The 18,788-nt window shown below is 38.2% G+C and carries 16 protein-coding genes; 8 read left to right on the plus strand and 8 right to left on the minus strand.

What is annotated here, in order from left to right; translation table 11 throughout:
* Positions 1-11 precede the first annotated feature (11 nt).
* Positions 12-548: an adenine phosphoribosyltransferase gene (locus tag AC1M9C_RS12535; RefSeq protein WP_035266671.1), complete on the minus strand. Its 537-nt coding sequence runs from the start codon at positions 546-548 to the stop codon at positions 12-14.
* A 491-nt stretch (positions 549-1,039) separates the two neighbouring features.
* Between AC1M9C_RS12535 and rubA the strand changes: the two genes are divergently transcribed.
* From rubA to oxyR, 4 genes are all read left to right on the plus strand, one after another.
* Positions 1,040-1,204: a rubredoxin RubA gene (gene rubA / locus AC1M9C_RS12540; RefSeq protein ID WP_000760495.1), complete on the plus strand. Its 165-nt coding sequence runs from the start codon at positions 1,040-1,042 to the stop codon at positions 1,202-1,204.
* 79 nt (positions 1,205-1,283) lie between these two features.
* Positions 1,284-2,462 carry an NAD(P)/FAD-dependent oxidoreductase gene (locus AC1M9C_RS12545; RefSeq protein WP_481953811.1) on the plus strand — a complete coding sequence of 393 codons (1,179 nt, stop codon included), beginning with the start codon at positions 1,284-1,286 and terminating at the stop codon, positions 2,460-2,462.
* Between the two features lie 61 nt (positions 2,463-2,523).
* On the plus strand, positions 2,524-3,459 hold the full coding sequence (locus tag AC1M9C_RS12550; RefSeq protein WP_092766881.1) for an alpha/beta fold hydrolase: 936 nt from the start codon (positions 2,524-2,526) through the stop codon (positions 3,457-3,459).
* Between the two features lie 16 nt (positions 3,460-3,475).
* Entirely contained in the window at positions 3,476-4,381 is a 906-nt protein-coding gene (oxyR, locus tag AC1M9C_RS12555; protein ID WP_179997701.1) for a LysR family transcriptional regulator OxyR, read from the plus strand.
* A 51-nt stretch (positions 4,382-4,432) separates the two neighbouring features.
* On the opposite strand, the gene ppk1 is transcribed toward oxyR, so the two are convergent.
* Together ppk1 and mtgA are read right to left on the minus strand one after the other, a co-directional pair.
* Positions 4,433-6,511 (minus strand): polyphosphate kinase 1, encoded by a 2,079-nt coding sequence (gene ppk1, locus AC1M9C_RS12560; RefSeq protein ID WP_481953812.1) that lies wholly within the window; start codon positions 6,509-6,511, stop codon positions 4,433-4,435.
* Between the two features lie 123 nt (positions 6,512-6,634).
* Positions 6,635-7,309: a monofunctional biosynthetic peptidoglycan transglycosylase gene (mtgA, locus tag AC1M9C_RS12565; RefSeq protein ID WP_035266660.1), complete on the minus strand. Its 675-nt coding sequence runs from the start codon at positions 7,307-7,309 to the stop codon at positions 6,635-6,637.
* 76 nt (positions 7,310-7,385) lie between these two features.
* Here mtgA and AC1M9C_RS12570 point away from each other — a divergent pair, with 76 nt between their 5' ends.
* Positions 7,386-8,198, plus strand: coding sequence for a rhomboid family intramembrane serine protease (locus tag AC1M9C_RS12570; RefSeq protein WP_481586521.1), 813 nt, complete (start codon positions 7,386-7,388; stop codon positions 8,196-8,198).
* Between the two features lie 31 nt (positions 8,199-8,229).
* Here the strand turns inward: AC1M9C_RS12570 and AC1M9C_RS12575 are convergent, their stop codons facing one another.
* On the minus strand, positions 8,230-10,716 hold the full coding sequence (locus AC1M9C_RS12575) for an ABC transporter permease (RefSeq protein WP_481586522.1): 2,487 nt from the start codon (positions 10,714-10,716) through the stop codon (positions 8,230-8,232).
* Positions 10,713-11,426: an ABC transporter ATP-binding protein gene (locus tag AC1M9C_RS12580; RefSeq protein ID WP_481586553.1), complete on the minus strand. Its 714-nt coding sequence runs from the start codon at positions 11,424-11,426 to the stop codon at positions 10,713-10,715. The genes AC1M9C_RS12575 and AC1M9C_RS12580 overlap by 4 nt, the downstream gene beginning before the upstream one ends.
* Before the next feature lie 41 nt (positions 11,427-11,467).
* On the opposite strand from AC1M9C_RS12580, the gene AC1M9C_RS12585 reads away from it, so the two are divergent.
* Positions 11,468-12,112: an arylesterase gene (locus tag AC1M9C_RS12585; protein ID WP_481953813.1), complete on the plus strand. Its 645-nt coding sequence runs from the start codon at positions 11,468-11,470 to the stop codon at positions 12,110-12,112.
* A gap of 76 nt (positions 12,113-12,188) precedes the next feature.
* Here the strand turns inward: AC1M9C_RS12585 and AC1M9C_RS12590 are convergent, their stop codons facing one another.
* On the minus strand, positions 12,189-12,803 hold the full coding sequence (locus tag AC1M9C_RS12590; RefSeq protein WP_035266649.1) for a carbonic anhydrase: 615 nt from the start codon (positions 12,801-12,803) through the stop codon (positions 12,189-12,191).
* Between the two features lie 319 nt (positions 12,804-13,122).
* Between AC1M9C_RS12590 and AC1M9C_RS12595 the strand changes: the two genes are divergently transcribed.
* Together AC1M9C_RS12595 and AC1M9C_RS12600 are read left to right on the plus strand one after the other, a co-directional pair.
* Positions 13,123-14,133, plus strand: coding sequence for an alpha/beta fold hydrolase (locus tag AC1M9C_RS12595; protein ID WP_481953814.1), 1,011 nt, complete (start codon positions 13,123-13,125; stop codon positions 14,131-14,133).
* Positions 14,134-14,150: 17 nt separating this feature from the next.
* Complete coding sequence (locus tag AC1M9C_RS12600; protein ID WP_481953815.1) at positions 14,151-15,152, plus strand: hypothetical protein; 1,002 nt, start codon at positions 14,151-14,153, stop codon at positions 15,150-15,152.
* A gap of 28 nt (positions 15,153-15,180) precedes the next feature.
* Here the strand turns inward: AC1M9C_RS12600 and AC1M9C_RS12605 are convergent, their stop codons facing one another.
* The gene (locus AC1M9C_RS12605) at positions 15,181-16,452 is read right to left on the minus strand and encodes a class I SAM-dependent methyltransferase (RefSeq protein WP_481953816.1); all 1,272 of its coding nucleotides are present in this window, start codon (positions 16,450-16,452) and stop codon (positions 15,181-15,183) included.
* Between the two features lie 70 nt (positions 16,453-16,522).
* The gene (locus tag AC1M9C_RS12610) at positions 16,523-18,781 is read right to left on the minus strand and encodes a TonB-dependent receptor domain-containing protein (RefSeq protein ID WP_481611740.1); all 2,259 of its coding nucleotides are present in this window, start codon (positions 18,779-18,781) and stop codon (positions 16,523-16,525) included.
* Between the last annotated feature and the right edge of the window lie 7 nt (positions 18,782-18,788).

The raw sequence follows: 18,788 nt of genomic DNA on the forward strand, positions 1-18,788 counted from the left end.
GGCTTTTCGACTTAAATTTGAGGTTTTGATTTATCGTCCAAAACAGACCAAATATTCATTCCTAAATCCGCGTGTAAGTCTGGCAAATCAAGGAAAATACTCGCCCCTAAAACAGTGTGCTGACATTTATCCATCAATTGCTTAACTGCTTTTAATGTACCACCTGTGGCCAATACATCATCAACAATAATCACTTTTTGAGCCTGTACATCCGCAGACATTTCTAAACGGTCCATGCCATACTCAAGGCTATAGCCCACACCAATTACTGGTGGTGGTAATTTTCCAGCTTTACGAACCAACAACAACCCCTTACCAGTACGTTGCGCCAACAAACTCGCCAAAACAAACCCACGTGCTTCAACCGCAACGAAACTCTCTACCTCTGCCAATTGCTCCGCAGGAATACTTTCGATTAAGGCGTCAGTTAAAGGTGCAATGCTCTGCATGAACAAAGGAGTTAAATCAAAGAAACAAATTCCTGGTTTTGGAAAATCTTGGACCGTACGAATGTGTGACCACAATGATGTAGACAAAGAAGTAGACATAGGAGATAAAAATTAGACAAAAGAATGCGTGAATTTTAACGAATTATTGACAAAAAATATAGCAAACATGAGCTAAGAAAAAATACCAACCAATATAACTTATTGATTTTTAATAAACCATTTTTTAATTAAATAACAAGTATAAAATACAAACAGTATAAATTTTATATGAATAGCTAGTAAATCAATACGCGACAAAAGTCTGACAATTTTTTTAAATCATAATACATATAATTTTGGCAAATATTTCAAAGATTTAATGCTCAGTCCTATCATGCATTAGCATAATTAGCATGCGTTTTGTCCTAATCTGCCATTCAGCTTCTCTTTTAGTCAGCTAAACTCCGTTATTTACTTTACTTTCCACCTCGAACTGCGTAAAAATTTGCTTGAATATGAACGATAAAAATTCATATCACTCGAGTCTAGGTGTGAGAAAGATTTTGGCTGACACCAATAAATGGAATTGTCAGTATTTTTTGGAGAATCAAATGAAAAAATATCAATGCATCGTTTGTGGATGGATTTATGACGAAGCAGAAGGCTGGCCACAAGATGGCATTGCTGCAGGCACTAAATGGGAAGATATTCCAGATGATTGGACTTGCCCAGATTGCGGCGTATCAAAAGCAGATTTTGAAATGATTGAAATCTAATACAGATTTCCTTTAAAGACCATTTTGATATGGTCTTTTTTCTTATTTACTAAAAAAATTATCAGTATTGGAGAGTACTATGCAACCGATCATCATTGTTGGCTCTGGCATGGCAGGTTACACATTAGCGCGAGAGTTTCGCAAACTGAATGCTGAACAAGCACTTGTTATGATTTGCTCAGATGATGCGGTGAACTATGCAAAACCAACTTTATCTAATGCACTTGTAGGTAAAAAAGCGCCAGAGCAAATTGCCTTAGGTGATGCTGAGAAAATGTCTGCGCAATTGAATATGCAAATTATTCATCATGCGACTGTAACTTCAATTTCTGCAAATCAACATCAATTGACCTACACAAAAGATGGACAAGCTGAAAACCTTATATACAGCAAATTAATATTAGCTGTAGGTGCTAACCCTATTCGTTTAGCCATTTCAGGTGATGGCGCTGATGATATTCATGTAGTTAACTCACTGATTGATTATCGTGAATTTCGCTCTAAGCTCGACCTTAAACAAGACAAGCGTGTTGTCATTTTAGGTGCAGGCCTCATTGGGTGTGAGTTTGCCAACGATTTACAGAACACTGGTCATCAAGCGACTGTGATTGATCTTGCCCCACAACCTTTGGGTCGCCTTCTACCAGAACACGTTGCACATGCTTTCCAGCAAAATCTTGAAGAAACAGGTATTCAGTTTGCATTAAGCACCACTGTAGATCGTGTAAGTAAAAATTCAGACGAAAGCTATACCGTAACGCTTGCAAATGGACAGAGCTTTACAGCTGACGTTGTTCTTTCCGCTGTTGGCCTGCAACCAAATACATCAGTTGCACAAGAAGCAGGAATCCATACCAGCCGTGGAATTGTGACTAACACTTTAATGGAAACCAATAAGACCGATATTTATGCATTAGGTGATTGTGCAGAAGTAAATGGTTTACTGCTTCCGTATGTCATGCCAATTATGCAACAAGCACGTGCTTTAGCTAAAACATTGTCTGGTGAAAATACACAAGTTCATTATCCAGCGATGCCAGTCGCAGTGAAAACCCCTGCGGCACCACTGACTGTATTACCTATACCTCAAGGTGTAGAAGCAACTTGGGAAACTGAAGAACTCGATGACGGAATTATTGCTAAAGCACTTGACCAAGAATCAACGCTTCGTGGATTTGTGCTACTTGGACCAACAGCAGCGAAGCAACGTTTAACATTGACCAAACTGGTTCCGGATTTAATTCCAGCTGCCGTTTAATTATTCAAAGATTTAGGGTATTTTCAAATGAAAGTACCCTTTCAGTTTGGACACAATAAAAATGAATAACGCACTAGAATATCAAGTTTCACCTTATGCTCCATTCATGCAAGAAAGTAAAGTAAGTCTAGGCAATGGGATCGACCTTCATATTGAAGTTGGTGGCAAGGCTGAACATCCTACGATTATTCTCATCATGGGACTGGGTGCACAGATGCTTTTTTGGCCAGATTTTTTTTGCAAATCATTAATAGATCAAGGTTTCAGAGTCATTCGTTTCGATAACCGAGATATTGGGCTCTCAACAAAAATTAAGCACAAGGGACCTCGCCTCAATACATTTAAACTTATGGGTCGATTTGCTTTTGGTTTAGGAAATCAAGGCTCTCCTTACAATTTATATGATATGGCTGAAGATGTAGCGTTACTCATTGAACGATTAGGTCTTGAAAAAGCGCATATTATTGGTGCATCAATGGGGGGAATGATCGCACAGATTTTGGCAGCAAAATATCCAGAAAAAGTGGATAAACTAGGATTATTATTTACCAGTAATAATCAGCCATTTCTTCCGCCACCATTTCCAAAACAATTATTTAGTCTTATTGGTCGCCCTGCATCGAATGATGAAGATGGTATTGTAAATCATAGTATTAAAGTCATTCAGACGATTGGTTCACCTGGTTACGTCAATCAATTGGAAGTTATTCAAAACGCGCGTAAATTATATAAGCGTAGTTATCATCCAGCGGGTGTACTTCAACAGTTTTTAGCAATATTATGTACAGGCTCATTAGTTTCTATCGATAAGCAAATTCAAAAGCCAACACTGGTTGTACATGGTTCAAAGGATCGTCTACTCCCTTTTAGCCACGGCAAGGCAGTATCAAAAGCAATATCAGGCGCAAAGTTTGAATTAATCGAAGGAATGGGGCATGATATTCCTGCGCATTTCATCCCACAACTGAGTGGTTTGTTTGCAAAACATTTTAAATGATAAACACTAGGACACTATGGCTGCATTACCATCCCTAAGACAGCTGTCATATCTCGTGACTCTGTCTGAGACGTTGCATTTTACAGAAGCAGCACGTCGCTCATTCGTTACTCAGTCTACGCTTTCTGGCGGGATTATGGAGCTCGAGCGTTTATTGGGTGGCGTTCTCGTTGAACGTGATCGCCAAAATGTACGTTTAACCCCTCTCGGTGAGCAAGTGGTTGCACGAGCACGTGTCCTTCTTGCAGATGCTCAAGATCTCATGCGACTGAGCCGTGAGATGAGCGAACCACTTACTGGTGATCTTCATTTAGGAATTATTCCAACGATTGCACCATTTATTTTGTCGCAATTGTTAGAAGAAGTTCATAAAGAGCTGCCTAAAATTCAACTACATCTTCATGAAGCACAGAGTGAACATTTGGTTGAAAAGCTAGAACATGGCAATTTAGACATGATCATGTTAGCGCTCCCATTCGACACACGTGGCTTAAAAGTCGCTGAAGTTGCGAAAGAGAGTTTGTACTTAGTTGCAAATAAAGCTGACCACAAAACGTCGCAAGCTAAATCTCTAGAAGACCTTGATTTGACACACCTCATGTTACTTGAAGAAGGTCATTGCTTAAGAGACCATACTTTAAGTGTATGCCCTATCGGTGAACGCAAAAATGATCATCGTCTTAAAGCGAGCTCATTACCAACCTTGGTTGAAATGGTGAGTTCTAATCTGGGCTTTACATTACTACCTCAGATTGCGGTAAATACACATATGCTGAAAAATAATGATCAATTGGTGATCCGACCAATTGAGAATGCCCCTTCACGCATTCTGTCATTAGTGACGCGTAAAAGTACGCCATTGCAAAGCGAATTTGATGTCCTTTTACAAATTCTACAGCGCATTACTGCTGATATTTGCTAATAAGCCATCACAAAAAAGGAGCCATTTGGCTCCTTTTTTTATAAAAATCATTTAAGATTTAAAAAGTTCAAGCAATTTATGTTGCGCATTATGAGGAGTCTCACCTTCATCGCATTGCGCACGTGACCAAGTTCCATCACCATTTAACAACCAAGCTTGTTGATTATCTTTCATATAATTTAATAAACCATGTTGATAAATATGCTTTCTCAAAGTTGGATCCTCAACAGGGAAACAAACTTCAACACGATTAAATAAATTACGATCCATCCAGTCTGCGCTTGAACAATACAGTCGTGGTTGCCCTGCATTTCCAAAATAATACACACGTGTGTGCTCTAAGAATCGTCCAACAATAGAGCGCACACGGATATTCTCAGAAAGACCTGATAAACCCGGTCTTAAGCAACAAATTGAACGTATGATTAAATCAATCTGCACACCAGCTTGTGATGCTTCATAAAGTTTATTAATCAGTTGCACTTCAGTCAGCGCATTCACTTTTACGATAATCTGAGCTGGCTTGCCCGCTTTGGCGTGAGCAATCTCTTCATCAATATAACTAATTAACTGTGTATGCAACGTAAATGGCGCATGAAGTAATTTCTTCAATTTTGCCATTTTGCCCATTCCAGTCAACTCTTGGAATATACGATGCACATCTTCACAAAGCTCTTTGTCCGTTGTCATCAATCCGTAATCGGTATAGATCCGGGCATTGGTTGCATGATAATTCCCTGTACCTAAGTGCACATAACGAACCAATTTATTATTTTCACGGCGCACAACGAGAATCATTTTTGCATGTGTTTTATAGCCTACGATGCCATAAACCACCACAGCACCAGCCTCTTGCAAAACATTTGCTACCGCAATATTTGACTCTTCATCGAATCGCGCTCGAAGTTCAATGACAGCTGTGACTTCTTTACCATTACGTGCAGCTTCAGCCAACACTTGAACAATCTCAGAATCAGGTCCACTTCGATATAATGTTTGCTTAATCGCTAAAACTTGTGGATCTCGTGCTGCCTCACGTAATAAATTAATAACTGGAGCAAATGATTCAAATGGATGATGTAAAAGAATGTCCTGTTTCTTCATTGCAGAAAAAACATTTTCAGACTTCTTTAATACTTTAGGAATGACCGGCGTATGGGAGTCATATCTTAAATGTGGACGTTTAAAATTAGACACTAAACGCGCCAAGTTTACAGGTCCATCAACTTTATATAATTGTTCTTCATGTAAGTCGAATTCGTTGAGAAGATAATCATAAATATGTTTTGGACAATTTTCTGTCACTTCTAAACGGACAGCACGTCCAAATCGACGAGAGTTTAACTCCCCTTTTAATGCTTTTGCCAAATCTTCGACATCTTCATTAAGGGCTAAATCCGCATTTCGCGTCACACGGAATTGATAGCAACCTGTCGCAGTCATTCCTGGGAATAAATCAGAGACATGCTCATGAATAATCGCTGACAGCATCACGTGGTGTTCTTTACCATCGGTTAACTCGTCAGGTAAACGAACCACACGTGGTAAAGAACGTGGCGCAGGAACAACAGCTAAATCAATCTGTCGTCCGAAAGCATCTTTACCTTCTAGCGTGACGATAAAGTTGAGTGATTTATTGACTAAACGCGGGAATGGATGAGCTGGATCTAAACTAATTGGAGTAAGTACTGGCGCTACTTGTTCCTGAAAATATTTTTTAATCCATTGGGATTGAGCAGGTGTTAACTCTCCACGACGTAAGAAGCAGATATCTTCTTCACGTAATTTTGGAAAAATTTCATCATTCAAAATACGATATTGGCGCTCTATTGCAGCATGCGCAGTCTGTGAAATTTTCTCAAGAACTTGCTTTGGTGTTAACCCATCTGGACTACGGCTTTCATTACCGAGCTCCAATTGCTCCATAACACCCGCAACACGAATTTCAAAGAATTCGTCCATATTTCTTGAAAAAATCAATAAGAAATTCATTCGCTCAAGCAATGGATGCAATGGATCAACCGCTTGTTCTAAAACACGAAGATGAAAATCTAAAATCGAAAGTTCACGATTGATATATCGTTCATTATAAGTATATTCAGTTGGAGTATTTGTCATCGCGGTATTCATACCACAAAACCTGCATGCTAAAGATCTTTCTTAAGTATGCTTCAAATTTATGACAATTTCATAAAAAATGCGCATGATCACTGTGCATTTTTGATCTCACGAAAGTTTTTAGACAATTACATCTCACGGAATTCTTGAAGCATTCATGTAACGCAAAATAATACGCTGTTTATTTTTGAGTTTGCGATCTTGTCGGTGATGTTGATAATAACGCGGATTTGGCAGGATCGCTGCCAAAAATGCGGCTTGCTCACGTGTTAGACTGCTTGCAGATTTTCCAAAATAATGACGTGCTGCAGCTTCCACACCAAAGATATGATCTCCAAATTCAATGGAGTTCATGTATACCTCAAGAATGCGTTGTTTTGACCACATACGCTCCATCATGACAGTGGCGACAGCCTCTTGTCCTTTACGCAAAAAAGAACGCTTATTAAATAAAAATAGATTTTTGGACAACTGTTGGGAAATAGTAGATCCACCCGCAACCACTTGTTCTTTTTCTTTATTTCTTTCCAAAGCATGTTTTATGCCATCAAAATCAAAACCATGATGTTGCATAAATTTCGCATCTTCAGCTGCAATAATCGCACGTTTCAGATGATCACTGATATTCTCATAATCACGCCATTGATGCTGAATAGGCTTCGAACTGTCGGTCCAATATGTCCAACGCATGAGCATCGTTGTATCAACAGCATTGGTTCTCCACCATGCAAGACTTGAAAAAATCCATAGTTGAATTACAAGGATGATACTGACAATGACCAATAAAGTTCGAACAATAAATGCTTTCATGTCAGTGTGTTGCTCCTTTTGTTAGCGTAGTACATGCTTGACCTTAATCCATATCACTATCACAGAATACAATGACATGACTGAAATGCAACCACCCCAATTTCAAAGCCAATCACGTCTACCGTTAAGTCAGATTACGTTTTTACTCATTACACTGAATGTTGGACTTTTTATCTGGCAAATCTTTAGCGGGGTGGATGTATCAAACCCAGCAACAATAGATGCTTTGCGCTGGGGTGCTGATTATGCACCGCTGACTTATTTAGAGGAACCCCTCCGAATCTTCAGCAGTACATTTTTTCATTTTGGTCTTATTCATTTAATGCTCAATATGTGGGCATTGTATATCTTTGGCAATGTCGCTGAGAAAACACTTGGACACGTTTATTTTTTAGGCTTGTATCTATTAGCAGGCATTATGGGAAGCTTGGTCAGTGGGCTGATTGATATTCGGAATAGTTACGAGCTATTGGAGCATGTCAATCATGATTTATTTCCACGTGTATCCGCAGGTGCATCAGGTGCCGTTATGGGTTTAGGTGGTGCTTTAACACTCTTATCTCTTTTTCCCCCTTTACCACAACAACAATTTCTCTTTGATCGTAAATCGCTGCTGATCATCTTGGCATTAAATATTGCTATGGGATTCATGATCCCTGGAATAAATAATGCAGCGCATATTGGCGGAATGTTGATGGGTGCAGTCATGGCTTTATGTTGGTACATCGGTCAACGATTTAGACTAGGCTTCACCACCACCATCGTGGTACTTCCTCTAGGCATCTTCTTATGTTGGCTCATGTATCAATATAACTTAGGCTTAGTGAGCGGAATACAACCCATTTGGGCTGAAATTTTGCAGCAAATGAAAATGCAATTGGCGTATTAATTCCAATTGCATTTTTTAGACCTCATAAATTTTATGATTGATTGAGTTCGCGCAAGCTTTTTAATGGAGGAATCTCAGTTAGGTAGCTTAAACGATAACGACCAATCAGCGCACATAAGATCATCATGCTCATGGGTAGAATCACCCAGATTTCCCAATGCGGTTGTATTGCGAGCTCCATTTTATAACTGGCGATCGCACTGATGACCTCAGCAAAAAAACACGATACTAAGCCAGCCATAAAGCCGATAAATCCAATTTCTAAACTCAGCATATTTTTCAAATTGGATTTTGAGCTGCCAAATGATCTTAAAATCGCGACTTCTCGCTTTCGCTCATCCATCAATAAATTAATGCAAGCAATCAACACCAAAAAGCCTGAAACACTGACGAGAAGCGCAAGAATGGTAATAATCTGAACCAGAACAGATACTAAGTTTTTAATTTCCTCTAAAATTAAGGAAACATCGATAAATACAGTATTTGAGAACTGCTGAATTAGATTGACTAACTTGGATTTTTCATATTGAGGTACAAAAAAACTTCCTAAATAACTTCCAGCATTTTCATCCATCGTATTCGGTGAAAAAATGAAGAAAAAGTTTGGACTGAAGCTTTCCCACTCGACTGTTCTTAAATTTACAACATTGGCTTGAAGTTCCCCTTCTGGCAAGCTAAAACTGAGTTGATCACCCACTTTTATTCCTAACTCTTCAGCAAGATTTGCCTCTACAGAAACATCTCCCACCTGCTGCAATTGCGGCTGCCCACTGACAATGACATTATCTTCTGGATAGCCTTGAGCTTGAGTCAAATTCAACTCTCGTCTGAGTGAGTTATTTTGCGCTCTTAATGATTCTGAAAATGGCTGACCATTATGTTTAATTAGGCGTCCGCGGACATTCGGATACAATGGGGTACTTGGCCAACCTTCTTTTTCGATCTGAGCTTTAAATTGCTCAACTTCAAATGGAGGAAGACCATAGATAAATTGATTTGGCGTACCTTCAGGTAACTGTTGCTGCCAACGATCTAATAAATCCGTCCTTAATACCACAAGAACTGTAATCAGGCTCAGACCTAATGCAAGTGCAGTAATTTGAAGTGCTGTTTGATTAGGTACACGCACATAGGCTGACCATCTATTTTTCAAAGATTTGATCATCTTTAAGAGCAACCAAACCAAGCTGAACATACTTGCACACAATGCGAGGATCGTACCGATGACGAGCAATGAGAGCTGTATATTTTGAGTGAGCAAAATACAAAATAAAATAAGACTTACAGCTCCCGCTCCCAATAAGGTCAAGAGAGAACGCGTAGATTTAACATCCTCACGGATAACTCGAATTGGAGGCGTATTTAAGAGCTGCATCAAACTTGGGACAATAAATCCAAACATCACAATGACACTGGTGAATATTGCAATCGGCAAAGGACCCAGAACCAAATCAAACAAGCTAAATTGGATGTCTAAATGCGGAATCAGTTGTAACATAAACTGTAATAAAATATAGCCTAGACCAATCCCTAATCCAGTACCGATGAACATCGAAATTGCGACGGCAATCATAAGCAATGCAATATAGTTCTTAAGAATTTGGAACTTTGCAGCCCCCATACATCTCATTAAAGCAACATGATCTTGATTTTGTTGAACGTACCGTTGACTGGTCAACGCAATTGCAATACTGCACAGTAAAATTGTAAGAATGTTTGCAAGCTGTAAAAAAGTATCTAGATTTTCAATTGGACGCATCAAGCGGGTATTCGCCTCATCCGCAGTTCTCAAGCGAATTGAGCTTTGGGTTTCCATTGCTTGCTGATCATCTGCATTTGGTTCAATCATTTTTTTAGGATGGAGCTGATCAAAATAAGCCGTAAACTCATTAAGTCTATTCGGCTCACCAGACATAAGCAGACGATATTCGATACGACTACCAGGCTGAATCGCATTGGTTGCCGCAACATCAGATTGTGAAATGATCACTGTAGGTGAAAAGGCTGAAAATCCGAGTTCTTGGTTAGAATCCTTTTCAATGACTCCTGTGACTGTAAAACTCGCATCTGCGATTTGAACCCTCTCCCCTATTTTAACATTTAATAAATCTAAAGCACGTTGACTCAGCCATACCTCTCCTGACCGAATAGCAGTCTGATCAGGTTGAATAATGAGTTCACCACGTAGCGGAAAATTGGACTCAATCGCTTTGACATTCACCATGACAAATTGTTCATCAGTATGTGCCATTGAACCAAAAACTGTCACTTGGGACTGTTGTAGATTGAATTGACTTGCCTTCTGTTTAAATTTTTCATTGAGCGGATATTGATCACTCAACACTAGATCTGCAGCTTGAAGCTTAGCAGCCTGCAATGAAACAGCTTGTTGAATCTGATCATTACTGAACTTTAAAGCGGTTGTCGCACTAATCGCGAGACTCAATGCAAAAATGAGCAAATAAATCCCTGTGCTAGCAAAACTTTGCTTCAACAAAGGTTTAAATAGCGCACTCATACACGCTCTCCAGATCTTGAAGCACCTTGTACTTTTTGTAATTGACCATTGATCAATTCATAATGCGTCTCACATTTTTGTGCTAGCTTTTGATCATGGGTGACTAAAACCAATGTAGTGCCCAGCTCCCGATTCAAATCAAATAAAAGCTGTTCAGTCTCCTGGGCTGTCGTCCCATCTAAATTTCCCGTTGGTTCATCCGCAAATACAATTTTGGGCTCAGCAATTAAAGCGCGTGCAATTGCTACGCGTTGTTGTTCTCCCCCAGACAGTACTTTAGGTGTTTGAGTACTTTGACGATCTAAACCCACTTTATTCAACCAATAAAGGGCTTGTTGTTCTGCTTTGGCATAATCAAAATTCTTTTGAATTCTCAGCGGTAACATGACATTTTCAAGCGCAGATAAAGAAGGTAAAAGCTGAAAGGATTGAAATACAAAACCAATATTTTCAAGTCTAATTTGAGCGCGTTGCTCTTCGCTTAATTGCTCAACTGCTATACCATTAATCGACAATGTTCCTGAACTTGGCTGATCTAATGTCGCCAGAATTCCCAACAGTGTAGATTTTCCAGAACCCGATCTGCCTGTGATTGCGACTTGCTCGCCAGGATAAATTTGTAGATTTAGATTCTCAAAAATCGTCAACTTTTTTTGTTGGATCTGTATCGTTTGTGTCAATTGCTGTGCAGAAATTAACGCTTGTGGCATGATTGAAGAAGTTGAGTCATTACGAACCATAGAAAGCCTTTATGCAAATCAGTCAAAGTTTAAATATTGTTACGTTGAGAAAAACTGCCTTTTTATTTATCTGCAGTTGTCTGTTTCTTTTACCGATCAATAGCTTTGCAAAAACTATCCTTATTCTTGGTGATAGTTTAAGTGCTGGTTACGGCGTACCCACCGAGAAAGGTTGGGTCAATCTTTTGCAAAAACGTCTTGATCAACAGTATCCGAAACAACATCGAGTGGTCAATGCAAGTGTCAGCGGTGAAACAAGCAGTGGTGCATTAGCACGTTTGCCCAAATTGCTTCAAACACACAAACCAGATATTGTCGTAATTGAATTGGGAGGTAATGACGGTTTAAGAGGTCAACCTCCAAAATTGATTCAACAAAACCTAACTCGATTAGTTCAATTGAGCCAAAAATCTAATGCCAAAGTCCTCATGTTTGGCATGAAGATTCCTCCAAATTACGGCTCAGCCTATAGCAAAGCCTTTGAAAATAATTATAGGGTTGTGAGCCAGCAATTTAATGTGAAGTTGCTCCCTTTTTTTCTAGAAGGTGTTGCTGGAAATAATAAACTCATGCAAAAAGATCTGATTCATCCTAATGAACAAGCTCAACCTAAACTCTTAAATAATGCATATCCTTATATTAAAGGCGCTCTATAAAGTTATAGACATATAGATCCATAAATCCCAATCAATAAAAAAGCCAGCTTAAGCTGGCTTTTTTAAAATGCTGATATTAGAAGTCAAAGAATGTAACTTCACCTGTTTCAAGTGAGTATTCTGCACCTACAACTTTTAATTTACCTTGTGCAATCAAGTTTTCCAACACCGCAGAACCATGGCGCAACTGGTTAACTGAAGCAAAAACATTTGAGCGAACCGCGTGTACTGAAAGCTTTTTCAAATCATCTTTTAACTCAGTTTGCATTAAAATTTCGACTGATGGACGTACGCGATTGACAATAGACATCAAATTAACAGATGGCGGTTGTTGAGGATTACGTAATGCTTCAATCGTTGAGTCGATTGCGCCGCAATGTGTATGACCCAATACAATCACTAAAGGACAATTAAAACTTTCGGCTGCAAACTCCACACTTCCAACTTGAGATGGAGCTACGATATTGCCTGCTACACGAATAACAAATAAATCACCTAAGCCCTGATCAAAAACCATTTCAGCTGGAACACGTGAATCAGAACATCCTAATACAATCGCAAATGGCTCTTGAGTTTCAGCCATCTGAGCACGCTCATGATGCGTCAATAATCGCTGATGCTTGGTTTGACCTTCAACAAAACGTTGATTACCAATTTTTAAACGTTCTAAAGCTTCTTGTGCAGTTAGCATCTTGTATCCATGGTTTATCAAGGTTTGAGGTAATTTTAATACTGTGCTTTTTGATTGTCACTGACAAAATTTAAACTCTGTTACAATTTTTGTTAATTGCTAAAAATATCTTCAATTTCTTCAAATCTGATGATTATGATCATTCCTTACTAAACACTTTAGCAGCTGATTCAGCGCTTAAATTTATGTTTATGAAGTAAAACTTATATAAATCGAGAACCAATTATCACAAAAATAGGATTTGTTTTTTACTTTTAACTACTACTTTATAAAAGTCACTTGATTATAATGTCGCCCTGTTTTAAGGGATTTCACCTGCATGTTTGTTCATCTTCCTTTACCCACATTAAAGCATCAACATTTATTTTGCATTTTACTCACGTTAATGCTCAGCCTCGGCATCTCATCTACCCGAGCAAATACTGTTGAATTCATCGACTATCAAAAAGTTTTAAATGAAGAACGTGCTTGGGCAGGACTATCCAATAAAACAATTCGCGTCGGTGATGTTGTGTGGTCTTATAGTGAAGGTGGTCCTGCTGATCGACCTGCCTTACTGTTAATTCATGGTATAGGCATGAACCGAGACAGTTGGAATCATGTAGCTCGGAATCTCACACAGCAATATCGCGTCATTATCGTTGACTTGCCTGGAAGTGGACAAACGCTAACACCGAAGGGATTTGACTTATCACTTCCTCATCTGACTGAACAGTTACGTCGTTTTGCAGAAGCATTACGCATTGAAAACCAGCTTAATCTAGCGGGTCACTCTGTCGGTGGATCAATCGGACTGATGTATGCTGCTAAATATCCTCAAGAAATGAAAAGTTTATTTCTGATCAGTGCTGGTGGATTATTCAGAAGTAATAAAACATTCTTTCTCAATAATCCAATTTATCTAAAGCAGCTTTTAATCTCACAACCTGGAGACTTGAATTATGTTTCTAAGAGAGTCATGCATAAAGCTCCCTTCGTACCCAGTTTAATCAAGAAACAACAAGAGCAAGCACTTATTCAACGCGCGGCGGATATATCTGAGCTGATTTATCAGCTTGTTAAACTCAATCAACAGTACACCGTTGAATCATTTGCTCAATTGTTAAAAAATATTGAGGTTGAAACATTGATTTTGTGGGGAAAACAAGATCAGATAGTAAATGTTGAAGTTGCACATGAATTAGGGACCGCCTTAAAAAAAGCACATCCCCCTATTCTATTAGATCAAATTGGTCATACACCTATCGTAGAAACACCTGATCTTGTGGCGCAACATTACTTAAGTTTTTTAAATAAGATGAATACCGTTAAAACGTCATCATCAAATTAAGGATATTGAGAATTTTCATGGAAAAAAATCCTAAAATCGAACAGTTGATTGAGGCTCATTTGGCATTTCTTGATCATGAATTTTCTCAAGATGACACTATTGAAAATGAATTTTTATATTTTTATCAATGGTTTAGAAAACAACCTTTAAAGAAAATTTGGTCTTTCGAGGCGATTAATGCGCTGCTTCAAAAACAAATTCTAAATACGCCTGCAACTGATTCTCTCATTCAACAGATTGCGGAGCATATTCGATTTGCGTTGGTTCACCCGCTTAACGAAACGACTCTAATCGAAGATATTATCTCGGTTCACACCATTGATCGAATTGCACTTTATATTTCATCTAAAAGCGCTCACCGCCAAGCCCTGATTAAACGTATCGTGAACAATCCCGCATTTTCGAGTATGCTCACCGAGTTAATCCATCATTCTATTCAGGATTATATTGATAATTCAGTGATGAATAAAAAAGTACCCGGTGTCGGCCGCTTTATGAAAATGGGGAAATCAGTTCTTGAAAGTGTCACCGATTCCAATCTTGATGATACGGTCAAACATTATCTTCAAAAAAATATTATCAAGATCAGTCAAATTAGCGAACAAGTCATTAACCAACACTTTGATGACAATAAGCTATATCATTTCCAAGCCAATCTTTGGCACAAAATAAAGCAAGTCCCACTCTCTGCTGTTAAAAACTATGTTGAGATCAATGATCTACCAAATACTGTGGCAATGGGACATGATATTTGGGATCACCTCCGTCAAACTGAATATCTAAAGCAACAAGTACACGATGGTATTTACACGTGGTATTGTCATAATCAAGACCGCTCTTTCGATCTGATCTTGCAAGATATCAATATCAACGAAAGCCTTGTTCAAAATGAATTAAGTGCTCTGCTCTGCCCCGTAATTAAGCATATGATTTCTAGTGAACACCTTAAACAACGTGCACGTGTACATCTTGAAAAATTCTACTATTCTGAACCAGCACTAAGTATTCTCACATCTTAATTAGAAAACCGCTCCTTAGAGCGGTTTATTAGAAATATGTCGTCGGTATTTGAATCTCAATTTGATGCTCACTCAGCCATGAATTGAGACGTTCTATTTTACGTAGGTCCTTTGATTCTCTATGCTCGCTTATAGGATAGATATAATGGCAATTCATCAATAAAAATATACTCTCAACAAGTAGTTTTAAATTTTGCTGAAAACAAGGAAGGTGATGTAACTGTTGAAAAGTTTTAGAACCTGTTCTTAAACTTTCAATAATGGCACTGATCACCTCCTTCGGAGCTTGAATTGGGCCAATTGATGTTTTTAAATTAATATTATCCAATCGCTGATTGTTAAGAATAAGATCTAATCTAATCTTATGTAAAATTCCTAAATGGTCTTCAAAACGGTAATTCACTAATTTTTTTTGAAACAAATCCATACGCTGCTTTGAATCCCGAGCAATATCTTTTAGATACTCTTTTGTATTCGAAATATTCACATCTGATATCAACTGTTGCAAGTCGATTGGAATGCTAAGCGAATCTAAGTTTTCAGTTGGAACTGCACTCCCAATATATGATAGATCAGCTTCGATCTTTAAAATCTCATGTACATCTACACTATAAAGGGGTTGCCAATAATCAGTTAAAAGTTCGTGAGCGAGATAATTGGTATCATTTTTTAATGTATTCACAATTCCTTGTATTTTGTCATATCCAATAAAAGCGCCTCTCCGATTTAATTCACTCACTAGTGCTGTAGACAATTCAATACTTTGAGCAGATTGCTGAGACGTATTTTTATCAACCAAGTTAAAGATTTTTTGAATAGGCTGTAAAGTAGCGGATCCAGGAAAGCACATATAGTGTAAATAGAATAGCCCTTGGTCCTTTAAAGATTTATCTAGAATCTGCCTAATAAAATATTGATTGTGTTCAGAAACCCAAGAATACACTCCATGACAGACAATGAAATCAAACACTTCATTATTATTTTTGTTAAATTTTTCAAAGTCTATATTTAAGAATCTTATATTGCTTAACTGTAAGGATTGAGCAAGCTCTGTAGCTCGTTGTATGTTTTTGTCATTAAAATCCACTCCGACAAACTCAGCGTGCGGATTTGCAATTGCTGCCACAATCAAGTTAAGACCACAACCACAACCTAACTCTAAATATCGAAAATTTTGAGATATATCTGGCGCTATATAACCTTGAAATTGGCTGATTGTACTCAGCCAAATTGGCTGCATCTCTGGATAAAAAAACATAGGATAGATAGTGTCAACCACATAGCCATCGACGCGCTTCATTATTTTCCTTCTAAACTCGACTATTCAAAGCTTGGAGTGAGATTCTCGCTCTCACTCCAAGCACAAGACATTAAAACTTATAATTCAAGGCAAAGCTGTAACGTCGACCATCAAGCACCCAATCATTTCCATCTTTCAGTACATTTTTGTTTGCAACATTATATACACCAGTAGATAGCTGGAATTGGTCACTATACTTATACACAGCTCCAACATCTACAAATGTATAAGCTGGTGTTTTATCTCCATCGGTATCACCCACTGTTTTGCCACGATAATTCAATTGAGTCCATAAATACAATTGATCATTAAAGTCCCAATCTAAGCCTGCATTAAACATATGTTTAGGCAAATTATTCAATGGTTTACCTTCATACTGTCCAGATTTTTGCTCACTATCTGTGAATGTATAAGAGTGTCTATATTTTAAGTAATCTGTAATGTTGTAATCTGTGGTCAGTTCAAGCCCTCTAATTTCGGCCTTATCAATGTTATAGTTGAGTGTATAACCATTTGCGTTATATGGCAGATTAGGGTTGGACTGATAGAAAGCACTGCTATTAACGAAATCATTAATTTCAGATTGAGTGTAAGGCGGCTCACCGTCATTTTTTGGGGGAAGTCGACTACCATCTAAACGACCAGATCGAGTAATTTTATCGTTAAAGTCAGTTTGATAGACCATAAGACTTGCAGATAAACCCAATTCAGGATGAGTGAATGCAAAACCTGTTTCATACGTTAAACTGGTTTCTGGCTTTAAATTTGGGTTTGGCATAATTGCCCCGCCCATTGAGTTCAGCATGTAATCTGGAGAAGAATTACGTAAGCTCGGCGCTTTATAGCCTGAAATTACACCTCCTTTTAAAGTCACGTTGTCTGTAGCTTTATAAACTGCATATGCCTTTGGACTGAAATTATCACCAAAAAACTCATTTTCATCGAAACGACCACTTAAGGTTAGTGCTAACTTATCACTGACATTCCAAGTATCTTCTGCAAAAATTGACCATTGATATCGATCCATTTTAGTGACTTTACCAGCCATCGCTGCATTTTGGTTACTTGTACCATCCTCAAGATTTTCTTTTAAATATCGCCCGCCAATGGTCAGACTATGATCTTCGAAAAAGTACGTTCCTTGTGTATTGGCTGTGATAGTCTCAAATAAAATCCCCCCTGGATTTTGAACTTTACCCACAGTACGCCCTGTAATTGCATTATTTTTATCTTTATCATATTGCAAGTAAGAAGTAAGTTTTAGATTGTCGTAATCACCATCATGAGTAAGACTAAAATTATTTTTTTCTAATTCGGAGTAAGTCCCTGTATTCGGTACGACATCTGAACGATAGATTAGCTCACCATCATCATTACGATTATTCGTATTATATGCTGGATAATAATTTCCATTAGATAGAACGAAATCTTTACCATCAATATCAACTTTAGGACCCGTTACTGAAACATACTGGGTATAACTTTTACCTGGGTTGTGTGTACGCTCTTGTTGAGTTCTTACATATTCAGCAGTGAGTGTGTTTTTTTCATCTGGTGTAAAAACAAACTTTGTACCTAGATTTGTTTTTTGAAAATCTGGTTCACTCTCACCTGTTTCGGCTGTATTTTTTTGTAATGAACTTTCTTCAATCGTTTGAAGACCAGCTGTAACTTGAACCGAAAGAAGCTTATCAATTAATGGTGCATTTACATACAAGCTGGTATTGGTTGCGTCGTTGTTAACGTCATTCGATTTACCAGCTTTGATATATTCTGTTCGAATACTTGCAGTCAAACGATCTTGATGCTTTTTAGTAATGATGTTAATTACACCACCCATTGCATCAGAACCATATAGAGAGGATGACGGGCCTCGAATCACTTCAATACGTTCAATCGATTCTATTGGCGGTAAGAAGTTTACTGATGCTCCTTGAACCCCCCCATTTGTTGTTAAAAGACTACCATCATTCATTGGACGTCCATCTACTAAAAATAGGGTATAAGCTGATCCCATACCCCGAATGGAGATCGTCTGGTTCGTTCCACCGCCTTGTACAAATACACCTGGAACATTTTTCAATGCATCAGTTACATCACTATAAGATTTTTTTTCTAATTCTTCGGCAGTAATCACTGAAATCGTAGCAGCAGCATCCGCTATATTTTGCTCATAACCACTCGCTGAAGTTACGACAATTGTTTTTAACTTAGTTGTATCTTGTTTTGCATTAGTATCTTGACCAATTTGCTCTTGTGCAAAACTTGAAACCGACATGGTGGTTAAGACAGCAAACGCTAACTTAGATTTTAAAAATGTCTTTTGCATTGTGTAA

The organism is Acinetobacter sp. 24-47-39 (genome assembly GCF_056783825.1).